The sequence below is a fragment of the Arthrobacter sp. B0427-1-12 genome, assembly GCF_059092905.1.
This window is the reverse complement of sequence record NZ_JBNHIC010000014.1, coordinates 1-18927: the sequence shown is the minus strand read 5'-3', so window position 1 is coordinate 18927 and position 18927 is coordinate 1. Positions and strand designations below refer to the sequence as shown.

Below are 18927 nucleotides of genomic sequence, written 5' to 3'. Positions count from 1 at the left end.
CCAATGCAACGTCCCGCTCCTGGGACGGGAGCCGGGCGTTCCTTGCCGGCGCTCCCGGCAACTTCATAGCTATATTTCCGTGGGTTCAACCCACTCGTTCATGCGGGCGCAAGAAGAACAAAGCCGGCCGGTGGCACCGTCAGTCGGATGGCCCGGCCGTTGCGCTCTTCGACATTCGCCACGGAACCGATTTCCGCCGGATCGGTGGAGTACCGGTAGATGTAGTTGTCCCCTGACGAGTGCAAACCTGAATCGACAGTCACCCACGCCGTGGTCGCCCGACGGGTGTCAGTGTTGATGGCGCAGACCACTTCCCGGTCGGACAGGATCCGGCTCCAGGCAATAACCGATTCGGTCCTCGAGCCGAAGCCGCGCGGGAAGCCAAAGTGTTCACCGTCTCCGGAGATTTCGCGCAGGTACTGCCGGCCTCGGCTCAGGGCGAGCTCGCCATTGCGGATGGCCAATACGTCCGCAAGCACCCTGTAGGGCCAGGAGGTCTCATCGAAGGTATGCCGGCCGACACTTCGGAATGGTCCAAAGTTGCCACCGAACATGGCCTCCCGGATGTAGCGATCATGGCCACCCGCACCGTCAAAGCCCTGCTCGCTGCCGTAGTAGACACAGGGGATCCCCAAGGTTGTGACATTCGCAGCGAGCACGGCGGGCGCAAGCAGCCTGCCGTCGTCGTCCGCCGCGAAGCGCGCCTTATTGTGACCATTGCGAACCTGATCGTGGTCGTCGTAGGAGGTGACAACGTGGTCGCGGAACCATGTATGACTCCCTTGGCCTACCAGCACGGAATTGCGGAACAGCGAGAAATATTCCTCCGGCCAGGACCGCCCTTTAACGAAGCCCTCAAGTTTCGCCTGCACGTCGGCCAGGCCCAGCGCAGCGTCCAGCCCGGTCTCCTCCATCAGTTTGACGGCGAAACCTCGTGAGCCGGTGATCTCGCCAACCAGAAAGAAACGGTCCTTGCCAATAGATTGTGCGAACTCGTGGATTGCGGACGCAAAGTATCTCGTCGCACCGGCTTCCATGTGCTTGACGGTATCCACGCGGAAACCGTCAAGATCGGCGTAGGCAAGCCAGTATTTGTAGGCGGTGGTCAGATTCCGTAGTGCTTCGGAGGGCCGGTACTCATCAACCGGTCCGGAGCCATGCCAGACATCCTTGTAACCGAAGAAGTCTCCCTCAAGGAATTCCGGATTGTAATCCCAGTTGTTGATCCGGCCCCGGGCGGTGAAAGTTCCGTCACGCTGCAACTCGGCCGGCCAGACGCCGCTGCCGGGCTGGGCAGGATCGATTGGATAAGGGAAAGGCAGCGACGCCGCCCCCGCGCCATCGCGCCAGCCGGCGACGGCATAGGGTGATCCATCCCAGCGGGGATCAATGTAGGTCCTGCCGGAATCCGGGTCGAACGTCGTGTACCGGTCTTGGACGTAGCCGAACACATCTCCGGTATGGTTCAGAACGATGTCGAGGATTACGTACAGATTCGCCGCGTGGGCTTCCCGGACCAGTTCACGCAAGTCCTCGCGCGTACCGTAATGGGGATCGATCTCCAGAAAGTCCTGTGTCCCATAGCCGTGGTAGTCGTCCGTACCTGGACGCTGGCGCAGTACCGGGCTGATCCACAGCACGGTAACGCCCATTCGCTGAAGGTAGCCCAGTTTGGACCGGGCGCCCTCGAGGGTGCCACCCACCCACGTCCCTCCGGCCGCGCGCCAGGCAGCAGCATCCTGTTCACTGGACAATGCATTGGCGTTGTCACGGGCCTCGAATCGCGGCGTGCTACCTGCCACGGGTGCACCGGCAATATCCAGATAGCCATCCTCCTGCCCGTCTGAAAAACGGTCGATGAGTAGGAAGTATAAAACCTGATCTGCCCAGGACGAGGGCGACGGGTGGAAAGAACGTTGAATTAAATTGTCCCAGTCGATTTGATCAAGGCGCGTCGCCATTGTGTGACTCCTCGTATTCAGTGAAGACATGAGTGGTGAAACCAGAAGCATGTCGCGTGCCGTGCGCCCTCATGTTAGGAGTGTGGGCGTTACCCATCCGTTACGCTCCCGACTGGTTCGAGCCGCCGGCTATAGTCGCGGGGACACCGGGAGCCCGCCGTCCTAGCTCAGATAACGCCGCCGTAACGGCCGGCCGGGTTCACTGTCTTTGAAGGACAAAGGCCCCGATTGCCTTTCTCCTGGCCCAGTGGAGTGAACACAGCGGGAAGAGCCGGCTTCATGACACATACAGCCACAGCTGTCAACGAACTGCTGCGCACGCCCGGCCCTCAGCTCGATAATCTTTTTCGCAGCTCGCCCTCGGGCCGGATTCCCGTCGAGGACAGTGACGGAACCATCCTCCTCGCACCGGGTTCCGCGTTCACTAGCATGAACGGACGCGGCAGCAATGATCCACCTTGCCGATGAATTTCTGAATGCCGGAAGCAAGGGTTCGTGAGCCTTCATGCCCAACCAGAAATTACGCACGAAAGCGGAGGAAACCTGATGACAACCAACCAGAGCGAAATCCAGGATGCACTGCTCCAGATTGGCCGCATAGCCAGGAGATTCACGGAAAATGCTGCTACCTCAGGTGATGGCAAGGCCGGTGTGACTGACGGCTGCCGGATCATGACACTGCCGCCTCGGTTGTGGGAGAAAGCGGCCCACGTAGCAATGCGGATCTATCCGGTCAACGCACCGCTACTAGAACTGCCCCCCCCCCGTCGATAACATGCCCACAGACCTGCCCATGAGGGCCACCATCAACACGGCCAAGTACTGGGGGCCTCAGCCCAAGCGGCTGTCGGTGAGCTTCATGGAGAGCACACCTTCAGACCTACGTAATCAAATCGTCAGCCATTTGAATGCGTGGACAAAAACCGCGGGCATCTCGTTCGCCGAGACCAATGGGATCGGCGATGTGCGAATCTCCCGGGGACCGGGAGGCTACTACTCCTATCTCGGAACCGACATCAAGCTCGTACCGCAGAACCGACAGACCATGAATCTGGAAGGTTTCACTATGAACACCCCGGAAGACGAGTACCGCCGGGTCGTTCGACACGAAGCTGGACACACGCTCGGATTCCCGCACGAACATATGCGCAAAGCCCTGGTCGCCCGCATTGATCCGGCGAAGGCCTACAGGTACTTCCTCAGGGCGCAAGGCTGGGACAAGACCATGGTCGACCAGCAGGTGCTGACCCCGTTGGGGGGCAATTCGATTATCGGTACGGATCCGGATCAGGACTCCATTATGTGTTACCAGCTACCCGGGGAGATTACCTATGACGGCCAACCGATCCGCGGCGGTCTCGACATCAATGCCACCGATTTCGCCTTTGCCGGAACTATCTATCCCAAGGTCCTTCACTCGATAACCGACAACGTCGAGACGAACGCCGCGCTGCACTGTATTGAATGGGATGAGTCGGAGGACGTCTCCGTCTGATAAGGGTGAACCCATGAAGGAATGCGAGGCCCCGGATCGCCAGGAGCCTACGAGGTGAGCCGGCTGATTGACCTCGAGCCGAGTCAGCAGGATCTACCCGCGGAACTTGTGGTCGAGGTCGGGGACGTGCTCCGGTTCGCCGCGACGGGCGGTCATCTCCGGACAGGAACAGCTGTCGAACTCATCGGGATACTGAATACCAGCGTGCTGGGCACCGATGGGCAGGTGCTCAGCCCGCTGGGGGCACCCAGTACCGTTCTGTTCCGGGCGGTCATGCCAGGGCAGGCGGGGATCGACATTGTAACGGGCGACCCATGGCAGTCGCCCATTACCCACAGTCTGAACGTCGTTGTCGAGTAAGACGGACCACGAACAGCTGAAATTCGACGCTGCAATCAGGTGCAAATACTCAAGAAGTACGGCGGCGTCTGGGTTCGCTGCCCGGGCACCGCTCGCTTCGTTCAGCTCCGCCTGTGGCACCAGAACGCTCCCCTGGCGCGCTTCCCTTTCGAAGAGCCCTCCCATGAGTTTGGCGGAGGTGCTTACAGGAGTCTCCAGTGGGTGGTGTACGACGACGGCGGACCGGGTCGATTGTGCGAGTTCAACAGGCGTTGGTCGCCTATTTTGTCGCGTCGCGCGCTAGGCTGACGGTGGCCACATCAGCGCAACTCAAGTCAGTTCATTGGGGGCGTGACGATGAAGGTCAACGCGCTGCAGATCCCTCCGGGGCCCGTACATGGTCAGGCCCTCGGCCTCCAGCCGGCGGAATTCCGGCCAGGTGGCCCAGCCCCCACCAGGTTGGAGTTGGCGATCAGCACGTGCGGGGCCCTCGGGTTTGCCCAGTCCAGGTAAAGACGGGAACTTTCTCGTCAGCGAATCCACGACACAGCACAGGTGTGTTCATGCAGTCCGCAAAGCCTGCAGTAACGGCACAGTAACGGCTTCCCCTTAGGATGCATGCCAACGCTAACTGGCCTAACTACTACTTTCAGAGCGACAAGCGATGATTTTCAGCCAATCAAAGCACCGAAGGGAATCGGCATTGGCCACCGTCACACCGACCATGTCGTGCCGCTGGGTTCTGGAGTCCACAAGAATAACCGGCGACCTGCGTCCAAATCTATGGAATCCTGACTGCTGAAAAACTCGGAGGCTCGAATGGACCCAATCGCAGATCTCGCCATACAGGCTCTGAGAATCCACAGAGATATTGAACCAATTAGGGACTGGCTGAGGGACGTACTGACCATTTCTGGCGAATTCAAGCAGGTTGAATTCGACTCTCTTCCGTCACTCGCTACCTGGAACTCATGGACAGAAAATGAACATGTCTTACTCGGGGATGGAGAAGACCGGGAATCTTTGAAGGAGCGAAAGAAAAGAATTGAACGAACAGTGAGGCGTGCATACTCAGTTGCAAGTAAAACACACGACACAACCACTCTGCTTAACCTCTACATTTGGGCACTGTGCAACGACGCCTGGGAATGTACTTGGAAAACAGAGCCGATACTCAGCATTATCGATGCTGTTATTCTCTTTAGCAAAAGAAACACACAGGAATGTGTGTTATCACTTGGCCTCCTTAGGCTGCTAAAACGAGAGGTTACTGTCGAGATTGCAGCTGCGTCAGGATCGCTGAAACTCCATGGAGAGCAAGCAGAGTCCGCCTGGCAAGAAGCGCAGAGATTGAATCACCAGGTGGAGATGTATTCGACGAATCCGCTATCCGCATTCGCAAGAGAGGTAGCAGAACGAGAGACGCAGTACTACGAAAGCCTATCCAAAGCCGCGAAGGCAGCACGAAAATACTTTACCAGTGAAAACGTGGATCTGAACTCTGCAATTGAAGAGCTAAAACTTGCCGAAGAAAGCAGTTCCGACACGATTGACAGAACAGAGCTCCGTGCTCACAGGCTCAGTCTTGAAGGACTGCGTGCTGCGGCGCACGTACCGCACTTGTACGTAAGACGCGGAAAAATATTCTACATTTATCCCTTTGGCCTGCTGGGCATAAGCCCCAAATACCTAATTCAAAAAATTCGTCAAGACGCACTCGACCGGGTTCAATGGCATCTCGATGGCGTAGCATCCCTAAGGATTGAAAATGAACTTAAGCTGGCCGATGTTTGGAATGGCGAAGATCCCTTTACCCGCGAATACAGAGGGGCAGCAGTCCGACTGCCAGCCCTAATCTTGCCAGATTTCGAATATGAGAACGATGTACGTTTGATACCTGAATTACGTTTCTCTGAGTTGGGGAATCATATCCTACTTATTGAAGGCGAAATTAGGGATGCAAACGCCCAAGACCTCTACAGGTCGCTCACTAGGGTGTCGGCCCAATATTCAGATTGTGCTAGATTGGGCGCTCCGCTAAAAACAGAGAATCGTGGTTCCCCCGGTGCAACGTGGAAGAACCTCATTGACTTCGCACGCCGTATAATTCAGGCGCTTCCGAAACAGCTTTCTTCAGCGGATCGCAAATGCGAAGCCATCTTCCGGCCAGGCACCTATAAAACCATCGTATGGATACAGGAAGCTGGTGGGCAGAGGCCCGGTACTAACACAAACATCCTCACGAACAGAGTCGGCGAACTGCGCACAAAGTTTGGATTTCAACTACTCGCCAACCCTGTTCGTTACGGCGCCGGATCAATAACGGAATGGGCCACCCAATCGCCCGGGTCCGGAACAGTTATTCATGCTCCCGAATTAGACGAGTGCCTTATCTTGGATAATGGGAACAATACTTTGGTCTGCGCCTTCGGATCTCCCAATTTTCAAGTACAAGGAGTGATTGAACTAGCAGAATTCGCGGTCAGCTTGCCCGGTTTATTTTCCGCATGGAACAGAAGATTGGCTGACGACTTACGATCGCTCCGTGAAGCTCGCATGCGGATTGACGAGCAGCTAGATATCCTACGGAAAATCTCGCACGCCGTTGGTGAAGGACAATATGTTGGGTCTACGAATTACGAGAGAGCAAAGGAAATAACAGCGAGTCTGGGGCAATACCAGTCAGGGATCGAGCACCTAGCCTTCAAGTTACGTACATTTGTAATAGATGGCAGACTTGATCTCATGTTTATCGCCTCGCCCTCATTGGTCACTTCCTCGGTGGCGCGAAGAACGTTGGATGAATTGCTTAACGCGGCAGACTTTAAAAAGCTTCAGCGAGATTATATCAATATTGTAGACGACGTGCTGGCTGACGTACTTCATTCCCTGTCGGATCAACGATTGAGCCGGATTCACGAGGAGCAGGAGCAGCGGGAAAATAAAGTTGAGCGCGCCAACCGAACTCGCATCGATATTTTCTTAGCCATTGTTACTGGGATAGGGTTTTCTGGTCTTTTTTCCATCGTGCGAGATGGCTACGATTTTGAGGACGAACAATCTCTTGTTCTAGTGGCCCTTGTTTTACTGGTGGCCGTCGTTATCGGGTTCACGACTTATCTATTGCATGGACTTCGCCAGGAACCTTCCCCTATCGGTAAAAAGAAGAACGACCAACCGTGCCGCTCTCAGTCAGATCCCCCTATTGCGGACATAGGCGCCAACCATTCCAGAGTGATTCCCCAATGAAGATTGTCACCAACCGGAACCACCTTGCGTTGAGAAGTGCCTACGTGCGGCTACTACGTCCAAGTTTTCCTGAAGAGGAACTCGCAGACTTGCAATCCTTAGAGCAAGGATTAGACTCGGGCCGAGTTGAAGCGTTTTATTGCTATTCCGAACTGGGATTACCGCTAGCAGTGGCTATTGCAGAGTGGTCAGAATCGAGTAGGGTCCTATTGCTGTCATACCTCGTGACGGACCGCTTATTCCGGGGAAAGGGGATAGGCAAGGGCCTTTACGACCATGCAATGTCGCAGTGGAGGAGGAGTTATCAGCCTTGTCTCATCTTGGCCGAAGTCGAAAATCCTGCATATCACGTGACAAGCCCCGAGTATGGCGACCCAATTCGTCGCCTTCGCTTCTATGGCAGTCTAGGTGCTCGGGTATTGGACATACCGTACTTCCAACCGGCCTTGCGTCCGCACTACCCTCGTGTGTCCGAAATGTTGCTCCTTTGCCTTCATGCCGATCCGCCCTACGTTAAGGAATGTGATGACCTGAAAATTGATTCCAGACCATTGAGAGATTTTTTTGCGAATTATCTGAACGAAGTGGAGGGCGGGATCAGAAACGATGCTGAAACCGCGAGAATGTTTGAGCGACTAAATTCATTGATTCCTGTATCAACATTTGAAATTCGCGATATAGAGTTTCCGCCGACTTCATGTCCTTCTTGAGTAGCCTCCGTCTTGAGTAGCCGTTAGCCCGATCGTTGACTTCCTTTCGATAGACATTTGAGGCATCGAGCCCAAAGCTTTTCTCCTCCATCACCCCCAGCAGGTGGTAGACGCTCAAGCGCGGCAGGTCCAAGGCGGAGGCAATGGAGAGGAAGCCGCTGTCAACCTAAGCAACCAGTGAACCGTCAGGGGTTTAGGCCTCTTCTTACGGGACCCGACATGCTAACCTGATGCGCTTTCCCAGATGGTCCCGCACCGCCACCGCCACCGACGCGACCTCCGGGGTGCCTCCCCGTCCTCGGTGGCGTAGGCGCACTGCCGGACCTGGTCCAGGTGCGACTGCAGTTGCGTGTACTTGGTGATCGGATGCGCCGCCTCGTGCCGGGACACAAACGCCGCCGCGTTCGGATACAGCGCCCGCTTCTGCGACTTCGGCGCCAGCGGCCAGGATCGCCCGGCCGCTGGCCGTCAAATGAGCCGGCAACCGGACCCCGACGTCGGTCACCAGCGATGGCCGGTTCTTGGCCCGCTCCTCCACGATGTACAGCACGTCCCGCCCGTGCAGCACCGCCAGGTGCGCGCTCTCGCCGATCCTGTCCACCAGCCCGGCTTTCGGTGACGTGCTCTCCACGATGCCAGACAGCCGCCAAGGGTGAAGTACGACGACGGCGGGCTGGGTTGAGGGGGGCGGGATTAGGAGAACCACTGACGGCGACGAGAAGCCAGCGGGACCTTTCGTGTCACATTTTGTATTGCGACTTGAGGAACTTATTCTCAGATCGGTCTGTACTGCACAGACGTTCAATAACCGGAGAGATCCGGAAAATACAGGGGGAAATACATTGGCCTTATACAGGCATCGGTTCAGGCGCATCGCCGCACTCGTCGCAGGATTCCTGGCCGCATTCATGATCATTGGCTCTGCACCCGCGGCCGTCGCCGCACCTGCAGGAGGATCCATCACCGGCACCGTCACAGTATCGACAGTCATTGAAGCCGATCAGACGTGGGTTCAGGCCTACCAATTTGACTCGCCAATGACTAATTTCTCGGCGGACGTCGCGGCGGACGGTACATATGCGTTCCCGGATCTTGCCCCGGGTACATACAAGTTGCAGGTCATCGGCCTCCACAGTGGCACTGTTGACCAGTGGTATGGCGGATCATCCTTGGAAACAGCAACGCCAGTGACGATTACGGCCGGTGAAACGGCGTCCGGCATCGACTTCACAGTGGTCAAGGGCGCTTCAGTCAGCGGCACCGTTTCGCTGCCGGAGGGCGTAACTTCTTCAACGTCCCGGAGTATTCATATCTTCGACGCTGCCGCACCGAACAACTGGAACTCCGTCGGCCAGGCGCATGTTGCTGATGACGGAGCCTACAAGATCTCGAGGCTGCCAGCAGGCTCTTACAAAATCCGGTTCACTGGTACGGGCATGCAGGAGCAATGGCTCACGAGCAAGTATTCTTTTGAGACGGCAGATCCCATAACGCTCGCCACGGGTGAGGACCTTTCCGGCATTGATGCCACGCTGGAGCCACGGGGAACGATTAGCGGCAAAGTCACTGTGCCTGAGGGCGTCGACCTCGCCGACGTGACAGTCGAACTGCACAGCGGGATCAACATACTGGCCCCTGACACCGAAACCGCGGTTGCCGCAGATGGAACTTACCAGTTCACCAATCTGGAGCCGCGGGATTACCGGTTATTGTTCCGAGACACTTCCGGCAAGGCCCTTTCCGTCTGGTATGAAGACAGTTTGATTCGCCCCACGGCTACCGCCATCAACGTCGGCTACAGCACGGACATCACGGGCATTGACATCACGATGGTCCTGCCCTCGAGCATCAGCGGCAGAGTAGCCGTACCCGCCGGCGCCAACGATGTCTATGTCGCTGCGTTTAGAGCCGATACCTCGACCGCGGACGACCTCGGGTATAGCGCCGGAGGAAATTGGATCAACGGCGACGGCACCTACACCCTGCCCAACGTGCTGCCGGGTTCCTACAAGCTCCGTGTCTCGATCGGCACCGAGGGGAACGAAGTCTGGTACGGCGGTCAGTCCTTTGACACGGCGACGCCTCTCACCATCACGGAGGGCGGCCAACACCTTACGGACATCAATTTCGATCTCAATCCCGAGACTCCCGCCCCCTCCTTCACCGACGTCGCGGAGGCCAACCAGTTCTTCACCCAGATCAAGTGGCTGGCCGAGCAGGGCATCTCCACCGGCTGGACCGAAGCGGACAGCACCAAGTCCTTCCGCCCCGTCTCCCCGGTCAACCGCGACGCCATGGCCGCGTTCCTCTACCGGCTCGCCGGCAAGCCGGACTTCACTGCCCCGACCGCCTCGCCGTTCACCGATGTCGCCACCGACAACATGTACTACAAGGAGATCACCTGGCTCGCCGCCCGGGGCATCTCCACCGGCTGGACCGAAGCGGACGGCACCAGGACCTTTCGCCCCTACCAGCCCATCAACCGCGACGCGATGGCGGCCTTCATGTACCGGCACGCCGGCAAACCGGACTTCACCGTTCCGGCGGCGTCGCCCTTCGCCGACCTGCTGAACGACAACCAGTTCTACAAGGAGATCACCTGGATGAAGGACCGGGAAATCTCCACCGGCTGGCCGGAGGACAACACCTACCGCCCCTACCAGCCCGTCAACCGGGATGCCATGGCGGCCTTCATGTACCGCCTGAACACCCAGCGAGCCAACGGCTAGCAGCCCATGCAACACGGCCTGTCCTCACCGGTTCCGGTGAGGACAGGCCATCTCATTTTGGGAGAAGAAAATGCGCCGCTGCATAGAAGTTCGCTTCACCGATCGGCGGGGACTGCACAGACCGCTGACGGACAGCAAGACGGAAAGAACGACGGCGGCAACTCGCGCAGGTGGGCATGTCGCCTCTCCTGGGAGATATCCGTGTTTTAGGGTGAGACCACGAGTTCCAGAGTCAATGAAGATTTGGGGGCAACAACATGACCAGGAAAGCAACATGCCAGCCGTGGTGTGAACAGCACGAGTCGGACTTCGACATGGATGAATGCACAGCCGTGCGCCGCATCTATCCGGAGAAGGACCTTCCCGGCGGCAGTCCAGCCGGGGATATGTCCGCGGACGCGAACGAACCGGACAGTATCAACGAGCTCTTCCCTGAGGCAGGATCGGCGCACCTGAAGGCGAACTTCCCGCGGGAGGGCAAGGATGTCGCTATAACGCTCGAGCTGGACGACCCCGCCTCGATGTACACCCTGGCCTATCTGCACACCGACCTGGCCGGACTCAAAGCCATGCATGCCAGCATCGGGGAATTCATCAAGGATCTCGAAACGCGCGGGAGACCAGCCGGCATCTGAACGCGAGCGGGTAAGGCCTGCAGTCAGGCCTTACCGCTCTTCCCCAGAATCCGCCGCGATATGAACGCCGCCGCATTCGGGAACAAAGCCCGGGTCTGGGACTTCGGCAGCGTGGCCAGGATCGCCCGCCCGCTGGCCGTCAGATGGCCCGGCAGCCGAACCCCTACGTCCGTCACCGACAGGCGTACGACGGCGTTAGGTCCTTCCGCTTCTACCTCACCATGCGCTGTCAGACGGGCAGCCTGACCGTGACCGCAGTTACGGCACTAACTGCCACCATTGCCACCGAAGTGGCGGCGCAGGCGGCCCCGAATGACCTGGCCATTACCTTCATCCATCACGGCTCGTATCCCCAACGGGCTCATGTACCGGCTCGACCCAGCCGCCCTCAGCTTGTCGATCAGGCGGGCCACATACTCCGCGTACTGGGTGTGGCCCGCCAAGGTCGGGTGCAGCAGATCCTCCCGGTACTCAATCACCGCCGGGTAGGAACTGACATACTCCCGGCCCGCATCGGCGGCAGCCGTAGCAAGAACCGTCTCAACGTGGTCCACCCGGCCGGCACGCTACGGCGCGTCGGTGGGTCCGAGCACGATCACCCGGGGCACTTCGGCCAGCTCGGCCAGCAGCGCATCGGCCGCGGCCTCGACCTCGGCAGCGGTGGCTTCCTCATCATTCAGACCGCCCTGGATGACGACAATCTCCGGGTCCAGGGCAAGGACCGTATCCACGCGGGAGGCGAACTCCTGCAAACCGCAGTACCCGCCGTTGGTGTAGCCGGTGCGGCCGATCGCGTTCACATACGTGGTCCACCCCTCGGCCTCGCCCAGCTGGGTCGCCCAGCTGTCCTGGCGCGGATCCGGCAGGCCCATGGCCTGCGAGTACGAGTCACCGAGGACCACGGCGACCGGGTTGCCGGTGGTGACAGGGTCCTGGTCGTGCCGGGATTCGACATCTTCGCTGATCCGCACGCACTGCGCCCGGTTGTACTCGTCCCGTTCGGCGTCCTTGAATGCCTTGTAGCCGACACCGCCGACAGTGGTTCCGGCAACGGCAACGGTGGCAGCGATGATTACGGCGCGGCGGCGCAAGGCCATGATTCCCCCAACAAAGAATTTCCCCAGTAGATGGATTGATCGTAAGGCATCTTTTGAAGGGGAAAGAATTATCTCTAGTACCGGCCCTAAATGAGGCTTTCCTCTTGGTCCCAGGCGTCTGCTTCCATGCAGTCAGCCGAACAGTAGGAATAGGACGTAGCCGGCCTGATCGGCGCGCCAGGTTGTTTGCACCAACTGCACACGTCCGGGTCCAATAGTGCACTAAACCAAGCCTTGAGCCAGTAAATCGGCGCCATGATTCCCCCAGTATTCCCCCAACAGATGGATTGATTGTAATGCATCCAAACGGGGAAAGAATTATCCGGCATAGCGCCCGGGACAAGACGGGAAACAAAAGTCCTTCCCTTCCGAGAGTGGGGACATTGTCTAGTGGGAAACTCAAATTCTGGCCGTACCCTGGGACAGGTAGCTGGCTGGAGAACAGAGACTACTGCCCCTGCCAGCCGGAGCGTCATACACGGCCTTCATGTACCGCTGGAACCACAGCCTCGGGAGTCTACCCGGCAACAGCTACCCCTAACTACCTCAAGGTCTACCAACTAGCGGCCGCTCTTCCCCAGAATCCGCCGCGACAGCTCCTCCGCCACCGGCCGCACCTTCTCCATCAGCGCCGGCCACTCCCCTCCGGCACCCGGCTGGACAGGAACGTGACCGCGATCGACGCCGCCGGCCAGCCCAAATGGTCCCGCACCGCCACCGCCACCGACGCGAACTCCGGAGTAACGTCCCCCTCCTCGGTGGCATAGCCGCGTTGGCGCACCTGGTCCAGATGCGACTGCAGGTGCGTGTACTGGGTGATCGGATGCGCCGTCTCATGCCGGGACACAAACGCCGCCGCGTTCGGATACAGCGCCCGGGTCTGGGACTTGGGCAGCGCGGCCAGGATCGCCCGGCCGCTGGCCGTCAGGTGGGCGGGCAGCCGGACCCCGACGTCGGTCACCAGCGACGGCCGGTTCTTCGCCCGCTCCTCCACGATGTACAGCACGTCCCGGCCGTGCAGCACCGCCAGGTGCGCGCTCTCGCCGATCCGGTCCAGCAGCCCGGCCAGCAGCCGCCGGCCCAGCCGGGACAGCGGCTCCTGCCGCGAGTAGGCCGAGCTCAGCTCAAACACCGATAGCCCCAGCCCGTACTTCTGCTCCTCCTGCAGGTGGAGCACAAAGCCGTTCGCCTCCATCACCCCCAGCAGGTGGTAAACGCTCGAGCGCGGCAGCTCCAGCGCCGAGGCAATGGAGGACGCCGCCACCGGCCCGCGCCGGGAGGCGAGCAGCTTGAGGATCCGCAGCGTGTTCTCCGCCGCCGGGACCTTGGACGCCATAGCCACCCCGCACGCAAGAAGAAGGAACTGCTGTCCATCATCTTCTTCATCGCGGCGCTGAATATGCTGCATGTGAAGGTCTTCGGCGAGCTGGAGTTCTGGTTCTCCCTAATCAAGGTGTCCGCAATCATCGCCATGATCGCCGGCGGCGCGGCCATCATCGTCCTCGGCTTCTCGCTCGACGGCGGCACCGCACCCGGGCTGGGCAACCTCACCGCCCACTGCGGCTTCTTCCCATTCGGGTTCGAGGGCCTGCTGGCCTCCTTCGCCGTGGTGATGTTCGCCTTCGGCGGGATCGAAACCATCGGCATCACTGCCGGCGAGGCCGCCAACCCCAAGACCTCCATCCCGAAGGCGATCAACACCGTCCCGGTGCGCATCCTGCTCTTCTACGTGCTGACCCTGGGCGTGCTGATGACCCTCTTCCCGTGGAACGAGGTAGGCAGCGAGGGCAGCCCCTTCGTGCAGATCTTCGAGGGCCTGGGCATCCCGGCCGCCGCGCACATCCTCAATATCGTGGTCATCACCGCCGCGCTGTCCGCGATCAACAGCGACATCTTCGGCGCCGGCCGGATGATGTACGGGCTGGCCCAGCAGGGCCACGCCCCCGCCGGCTTCGCCAAGGTGACCCGCAGCGGCGTGCCTTGGATGACCGTGCTCACCATGGGCATCGTCCTGCTGGCCGGTGTGGTCCTCAATGCCCTGATCCCCGAGGACGTCTTCCTGGTCATCGCCTCGATCGCCACCTTCGCCACCGTCTGGGTGTGGATGATGATCCTGCTCTCCCATGTGGCCATGAAGCGGGACATCGCCCGCAACGGCAAGGCGCTTTCCGAATTCCCGGTACCGCTGTGGCCGCTGGCCTCCCGGGCCGCGATCGCCTTCATGGTCCTGGTCATCGCCGTGCTCGGCTTCTTCCCGGACACCCGCGTAGCCCTGATGGTCGGCGCCGTGTGGATCGGCCTGCTGGTGGTGGCCTACACACTGTGGGTCAGGGGCCGCGGCCGGCAGCGCGCCGACCTGCCGGACGAGACCGCGCGGCTGCCCGCGGTGGCCGCCGATGTTGAGGCGGAGCAGGTGCGGTAGCGCCGGCTTTCAGGGCGGAAGTGCGACGGCGGCAAAGGTCTCGTACGTTCGCTGCAGGATGCCCTGGGTGCCAATGTAGATCCAGGAACCGGCACTCATCTGCCCGCACATAGTCAGGCCCTCGGCCTCCAGCCGGCGGAACTCCGGCCAGGTGGGATAGGTCATGACTCCCCTGATGAGTATGTGCCAGTGATGACGGGACCATCCTAGGTACAGGGAGAAACCTCTTGGCAAGGGCCGCCGCGTCAGCGGAGCCGGGAAATAACGACGCCGGCCTCCTCCCCTGGCGCCGCGCGTTGCCTTAGGGTGGGATCAGCATTTGCCAGCGTCAACGAGGACTTGGGGACAGCGACATGATCAGGAAGCAGACGTGCCAGCCGTGGTGCGAGCAGCACGAGGCCGATTTCGATATGGATCAGTGCACGGCGGTCCGCCGCATCCGTCCGGAGAAAATCCTTCCCGGCAGCCCGGATCTTTCCGCATCCCCGGAAGCGAGCGGCCCCATCCACGAACTGTTCCCCGAGCCTGGGACCGCACCTGAAGGCGAACTACGCGCGGGAAGACGGCGAGATCGCAGTGACGCTGGAGCTGGACGCCCCCAGTTCCGAATACACCCTGGCATATCTGCATACCGACCTGGCCTGGCTCAAACACCTGCACGCCGCCCGCTGACGGTCAGATGCGCCGGAAGCCGAACCGCCACATCCGTCACGAATGACGATCGTTCTTCGCCCGCTCCTCCATGAATTATGGCGGCAAGAACGACGCGGGCGACCTCAAGAAGCGGTCGAGTTTCCTGCTTCGGGGGGCTGTCAGTGTCGTTGGCCGAGACCGGCCAAAGTCAATATCAACGAGAAGCTGGCGAGTCACACCCCACCACTCCAATTCCTTTTCTAGCGTGCTCTGTCGTTTCCCGTGCATAAGCACCCCGTGTCTGCACGATGCGGCAGGAAAGGACACTTTTGAGATGCGCCAGCTTCCGCGCTAAGGGCGCAGTGACTGACGGAGCCCCCAACGCCTTCCCCACCTCCAACGGCGCTCGGGCCAAGAACGGCGCCAACGGCGTGATGTAATTCCCGGCCCGCCACGGTGCCGCCACCATCAGCGGCTCGATCAGCTACCCCCCGCTCCTCGGTTACCCGGCCAGACCTGCTGCCCCTTGGCCTGCACGGGGTGCCTGGCAGCAGGCATTGCGTGGTGAAGCAGAACCTTGCGGTCCTGTCCATTACCGCGGCGCAGTGGTCCACCCCAGGGAAAGCCACAACATCGCGGGGGGGACGATTACGTGCTGCTGAGGCTAGGCATCGAAGACGCGCCGACCGCGTATGAGAGGCCACCCGAAGCTGGGACTGCCCCGGTTCAGTTGACTCCTGACTTGTGAGAATTCTGTCCCTGCAGGAAGGATGTTCCTGTGCTGAAGCCCTATCCCGCCGAGTTCCGCCGCGATGTCGTCGCCGTGGCCCGCAAGCATGAGGCGCCGCTGGCGCAGATCGCCAAGGACTTCGGCTTCTCCGAAGCGAACCTGCATAACTGGCTGAAAAAGGCCGACATCGAGGACGGCATCACACCCGGCGTGACGGAGAAGGAGGCGGCCGAACTGCGGGAGGCGAAGAAACGGATCCGGCTGCTGGAGCAGGAGAACGAGATCCTGCGCCGGGCCGCGGCGTTCTTCGCCCGGGAACTGCCCCCAAAATGACTCTTCTATGGGTTGTGTCAACCCATGATTGCCTGGAGCTGGCGGAAGACTGAGCGGCAGATGTATCGCTTAAGGGACCGGCGGATCTCGCGTTTGGTTTTGCCTTTGGTCAGGCTTCGTTCGACATAGGCCCTGGTGTCGGGGTCAAAGCTCATGCGCGTTCGGACGATGACGTCGAAGGCACGGTTGAGCTGGCGGTCTCCGGAGCGGTTAAGCCTGTGGCGGGTGGTGTTTCCGGAGGACGCCGGCTGGGGTGCCACCCCGCCCAGGGCGGCGAAGGCTGCTTCGGATCGTATCCGGCCGGGATGGGAATAGGCGCAGATGATGATGGCGACGGTAACCGGACCGATGCCGGGAATCTCCTGAAGCCCGGGGGCGATGGCCTCGGCCTGCCTGTGCAGAAGGGAGCTGTTTTCCTCAAGCTGGCGGGTGCGTTCGAGGACGGATACGGCAAGTCTTTTGGCTTCGGTGCGTGCTATCCGGGGCGCGGCATCGGGCGTGCCGGAAGAGGCAGAGCGTGCACGCCAAGCGGCAACGGTTTTCAGCTGAGCATCGTTCAGCGGCCGGCGGGCATCGATGCCCAGGCTGACAGTGCGCAGCAGGGCGGTGAGCGCGTTGCGCTCGGCGGTGCGCAGGTGATCGATCAGGGACCGGGAGCCCAGCAGGATGCGAAGGGCGGTCCGGTCACCGGCTGCCCGCGGCCGGATGAGGTGCGAGGTGCGGCAGCCAAGGATACTGCGGGCTGCGGCCTCGGCGTCTATGGCATCTGATTTTCCGCCGTAGGCGCGGGACGAGCGGGAAGGAGGCCGCACTTCGGCCACCGGTATCCCTGCTGCGGCCAGGGTCGCCACGATGGAGGAGCCATAGGAGGAGGTGCCTTCCACGGCGGCGAGAACTTTTCCGGCATTTCCACCGAAAGTGGGAAGCGCTTGGATCGTCATGGACCCGCGCCAAGCATCGCCGCTCCGGAGGAGCGACCATGAAACTTATCCGTTACGCGGACGATTTTGTGGTTCTTGTCAACGGAGAACGAGACCATGCCGAAGCGCTCTGGGATGAAGTCGCGGCGGTCCTGAAGCCGATGGGCCTGCGCCTGTCGGTGGAGAAAACGAAAGTCACCCATATCGATGACGGGTTCGATTTCCTGGGGTGGCGTATCCAGCGCCGCCGGATCAGGGGTCACTGCGGGAAAACAGCCGTCTACACCTACCCGTCCAGGAAGTCACTGGCATCGATCATGGACAAGGTGCGGACACTGACCCGCAGGGGATTGCATCGGACACTGGCAGACCTGCTGCGCCGGATCAACCCGGTGCTGCGGGGCTGGTGCAACTATTTTCAGCACGGCGTATCCAAACACACCTTCAGCTACCTCGATCACTTCGCTTTCTGGAGGATCGCGGGCTGGCTGCGCAAACGGCACCCGAAACTGAATAAGCACACCCTGGTGCGGCGCTTCCTTCCCGGATGGGAAATCAGCGCCGAGGGAATCGGATTCTTCCGGGCCTGGCAGGTCCCTGTGACCCGCTACCAGTACCGTGGAATCCGAATCCCCACACCATGGACCACAACAGCATTGGCATGATCATGTGGAGAGCCGGATGCCCAGGAATGGGCACGTCCGGTGCGGAGGGCGGGCGGCAGAAACCCACCGGCCGGAAATGGCCGGCAGGGCGCTGCTGTCCGACCCTACACCGAACACCGCACCGACGAGGGCAAGCTCTACCTGTGCGCGATCAAGGACGTCTACTCCAACCGGATCGTCGGCTACTCCATCGACTCCTGGATGAAGGCATCCCTGGCCGTCTCCGCGCTGTGCAACGCCGTCGCATTGAGGGCCCCGCAGGAAACTGGCGTGCACAGCGACCGCGGATCCCAGTTCCGCTCCACCGCTTTCGTGCGCACGCTCAAAAGCCACGAGCTGACCGGTTCGATGGGCAGGGTCGTCGCGTGCGGGGACAACGCCGCGATGGAGTCCTTCTTTGCCCTGCTGCAGAAGAACGTCCTGGACCGGCAGCGCTGGGCCACCCGGCAGCAACTGCGCCTGACCATCGTGACCTGGATCGAAAAAACCTACCACCGCCGGCTCCGCCAGCGGGCCCTCGGCCGTCTCAGACCGATAGAGTTTGAGACGCTCGAAACCGACCTTCAAGCCGCCTGAAAACCATCAACCCCGAGAGCCAACAAAACCCGGGGCAGTCCCCTGCGAGGGTACTGGGTGCCCCATTTCGCGTCGAACTCCGCGAACCGCTCCCTGGCCGCTGCCTCGGTCGGGGCGGTGTAGACGGGTTTGAGGTCCTTGCCCATCTCCTCCCAGTAGTGCCGGGAGGCGAACCGGAACGTGTTGCGGATCAGGTGAATGATGCAAGCCTGGACCGTGGCGAGCTCTCAGACGGCAGTGATCGCATCGGGCAGTCCCTTCAGCCCGTCACAGACGGCGATGCACACGTCTTCCACGCCCCGGTTCTTGACCTCGGTGAGCACCCCGAGCCAGAACTTGGCGCCCTCCCCGCCGTCTCCGGCCCAGATGCCCAGGATGTCCCGTTCACCGTTGACGCTCACCCCGATGACCACGTAGAAGGGCCTGTTGCGCA

Annotated in this window: 12 protein-coding genes and 8 pseudogenes; 11 read left to right on the top strand and 9 right to left on the bottom strand. The window is 60.4% G+C overall.

What is annotated here, in order from left to right:
* Positions 1–98 precede the first annotated feature (98 nt).
* On the bottom strand, positions 99–1961 hold the full coding sequence (locus AC5RWU_RS10545) for an alpha-amylase family glycosyl hydrolase (protein WP_494030631.1): 1863 nt from the start codon (positions 1959–1961) through the stop codon (positions 99–101).
* Between the two features lie 546 nt (positions 1962–2507).
* Here AC5RWU_RS10545 and AC5RWU_RS10540 point away from each other — a divergent pair.
* The 5 genes from AC5RWU_RS10540 (at position 2508) to AC5RWU_RS10520 (ending at position 7754) form a co-directional block, all read left to right on the top strand.
* A complete protein-coding gene (locus AC5RWU_RS10540) occupies positions 2508–2735 on the top strand; it encodes a hypothetical protein (RefSeq protein WP_494036982.1) in 228 nt (75 codons plus the stop codon).
* 19 nt (positions 2736–2754) lie between these two features.
* A complete protein-coding gene (locus tag AC5RWU_RS10535) occupies positions 2755–3456 on the top strand; it encodes a M12 family metallopeptidase (RefSeq protein WP_494036981.1) in 702 nt (233 codons plus the stop codon).
* 54 nt (positions 3457–3510) lie between these two features.
* The gene (locus AC5RWU_RS10530; protein ID WP_494030629.1) at positions 3511–3816 is read left to right on the top strand and encodes a hypothetical protein; all 306 of its coding nucleotides are present in this window, start codon (positions 3511–3513) and stop codon (positions 3814–3816) included.
* A gap of 798 nt (positions 3817–4614) precedes the next feature.
* The gene (locus AC5RWU_RS10525) at positions 4615–7044 is read left to right on the top strand and encodes a hypothetical protein (RefSeq protein ID WP_494030628.1); all 2430 of its coding nucleotides are present in this window, start codon (positions 4615–4617) and stop codon (positions 7042–7044) included.
* The gene (locus AC5RWU_RS10520) at positions 7041–7754 is read left to right on the top strand and encodes a GNAT family N-acetyltransferase (protein ID WP_494030627.1); all 714 of its coding nucleotides are present in this window, start codon (positions 7041–7043) and stop codon (positions 7752–7754) included. The genes AC5RWU_RS10525 and AC5RWU_RS10520 overlap by 4 nt, the downstream gene beginning before the upstream one ends.
* A 238-nt stretch (positions 7755–7992) precedes the next feature.
* On the opposite strand, the pseudogene AC5RWU_RS10515 reads toward AC5RWU_RS10520, so the two are convergent.
* Positions 7993–8364 (bottom strand): annotated as a pseudogene (locus tag AC5RWU_RS10515) (IclR family transcriptional regulator); the annotation flags it as partial.
* Positions 8365–8941: 577 nt separating this feature from the next.
* Between AC5RWU_RS10515 and AC5RWU_RS10510 the strand changes: the two are divergent.
* Entirely contained in the window at positions 8942–10483 is a 1542-nt protein-coding gene (locus AC5RWU_RS10510) for an S-layer homology domain-containing protein (RefSeq protein WP_494036980.1), read from the top strand.
* Between the two features lie 314 nt (positions 10484–10797).
* Entirely contained in the window at positions 10798–11118 is a 321-nt protein-coding gene (locus tag AC5RWU_RS10505) for a hypothetical protein (RefSeq protein WP_494036979.1), read from the top strand.
* Between the two features lie 53 nt (positions 11119–11171).
* Here AC5RWU_RS10505 and AC5RWU_RS10500 read toward each other — a convergent pair.
* From AC5RWU_RS10500 to AC5RWU_RS10485, 4 genes and pseudogenes are all read right to left on the bottom strand, one after another.
* Positions 11172–11294, bottom strand: a pseudogene (locus AC5RWU_RS10500) (IclR family transcriptional regulator); the annotation flags it as partial.
* A 90-nt stretch (positions 11295–11384) separates the two neighbouring features.
* On the bottom strand, positions 11385–11672 hold the full coding sequence (locus AC5RWU_RS10495; RefSeq protein ID WP_494030624.1) for a hypothetical protein: 288 nt from the start codon (positions 11670–11672) through the stop codon (positions 11385–11387).
* 12 nt (positions 11673–11684) lie between these two features.
* On the bottom strand, positions 11685–12215 hold the full coding sequence (locus tag AC5RWU_RS10490) for a GDSL-type esterase/lipase family protein (RefSeq protein ID WP_494030623.1): 531 nt from the start codon (positions 12213–12215) through the stop codon (positions 11685–11687).
* A gap of 560 nt (positions 12216–12775) precedes the next feature.
* Positions 12776–13551: pseudogene (locus AC5RWU_RS10485) on the bottom strand (IclR family transcriptional regulator).
* A 27-nt stretch (positions 13552–13578) separates the two neighbouring features.
* On the opposite strand from AC5RWU_RS10485, the pseudogene AC5RWU_RS10480 reads away from it, so the two are divergent.
* Positions 13579–14637, top strand: a pseudogene (locus tag AC5RWU_RS10480) (amino acid permease); the annotation flags it as partial.
* Between the two features lie 21 nt (positions 14638–14658).
* On the opposite strand, the pseudogene AC5RWU_RS10475 reads toward AC5RWU_RS10480, so the two are convergent.
* Positions 14659–14796 (bottom strand): annotated as a pseudogene (locus AC5RWU_RS10475) (hypothetical protein); the annotation flags it as partial.
* A 1252-nt stretch (positions 14797–16048) separates the two neighbouring features.
* Here AC5RWU_RS10475 and AC5RWU_RS10470 point away from each other — a divergent pair.
* A pseudogene (locus tag AC5RWU_RS10470) lies at positions 16049–16330 on the top strand (transposase); the annotation flags it as partial.
* A 20-nt stretch (positions 16331–16350) separates the two neighbouring features.
* Here the strand turns inward: AC5RWU_RS10470 and AC5RWU_RS10465 are convergent.
* Positions 16351–17274 (bottom strand): transposase, encoded by a 924-nt coding sequence (locus tag AC5RWU_RS10465; RefSeq protein WP_494030622.1) that lies wholly within the window; start codon positions 17272–17274, stop codon positions 16351–16353.
* Between AC5RWU_RS10465 and AC5RWU_RS10460 the strand changes: the two genes are divergently transcribed.
* Positions 17163–17918: a group II intron maturase-specific domain-containing protein gene (locus AC5RWU_RS10460; RefSeq protein ID WP_494030719.1), complete on the top strand. Its 756-nt coding sequence runs from the start codon at positions 17163–17165 to the stop codon at positions 17916–17918. The two genes, AC5RWU_RS10465 and AC5RWU_RS10460, sit on opposite strands and share 112 nt — an antisense overlap.
* Positions 17919–18026: 108 nt before the next feature.
* A pseudogene (locus AC5RWU_RS10455) lies at positions 18027–18494 on the top strand (transposase); the annotation flags it as partial.
* Positions 18495–18544: 50 nt separating this feature from the next.
* Here the strand turns inward: AC5RWU_RS10455 and AC5RWU_RS10450 are convergent.
* A pseudogene (locus AC5RWU_RS10450) lies at positions 18545–18927 on the bottom strand (transposase); the annotation flags it as partial.

Bases quoted from the DNA above. Each gene is read 5' to 3' on its own strand.
- AC5RWU_RS10545 (WP_494030631.1), bottom strand. From the start codon at position 1,961: ATGGCGACGCGCCTTGATCAAATCGACTGGGACAATTTAATTCAACGT.
- AC5RWU_RS10540 (WP_494036982.1), top strand. From the start codon at position 2,508: ATGACAACCAACCAGAGCGAAATCCAGGATGCACTGCTCCAGATTGGC.
- AC5RWU_RS10535 (WP_494036981.1), top strand. From the start codon at position 2,755: ATGAGGGCCACCATCAACACGGCCAAGTACTGGGGGCCTCAGCCCAAG.
- AC5RWU_RS10525 (WP_494030628.1), top strand. From the start codon at position 4,615: ATGGACCCAATCGCAGATCTCGCCATACAGGCTCTGAGAATCCACAGA.
- AC5RWU_RS10520 (WP_494030627.1), top strand. From the start codon at position 7,041: ATGAAGATTGTCACCAACCGGAACCACCTTGCGTTGAGAAGTGCCTAC.
- AC5RWU_RS10505 (WP_494036979.1), top strand. From the start codon at position 10,798: ATGGATGAATGCACAGCCGTGCGCCGCATCTATCCGGAGAAGGACCTT.
- AC5RWU_RS10490 (WP_494030623.1), bottom strand. From the start codon at position 12,215: ATGGCCTTGCGCCGCCGCGCCGTAATCATCGCTGCCACCGTTGCCGTT.
- AC5RWU_RS10465 (WP_494030622.1), bottom strand. From the start codon at position 17,274: ATGACGATCCAAGCGCTTCCCACTTTCGGTGGAAATGCCGGAAAAGTT.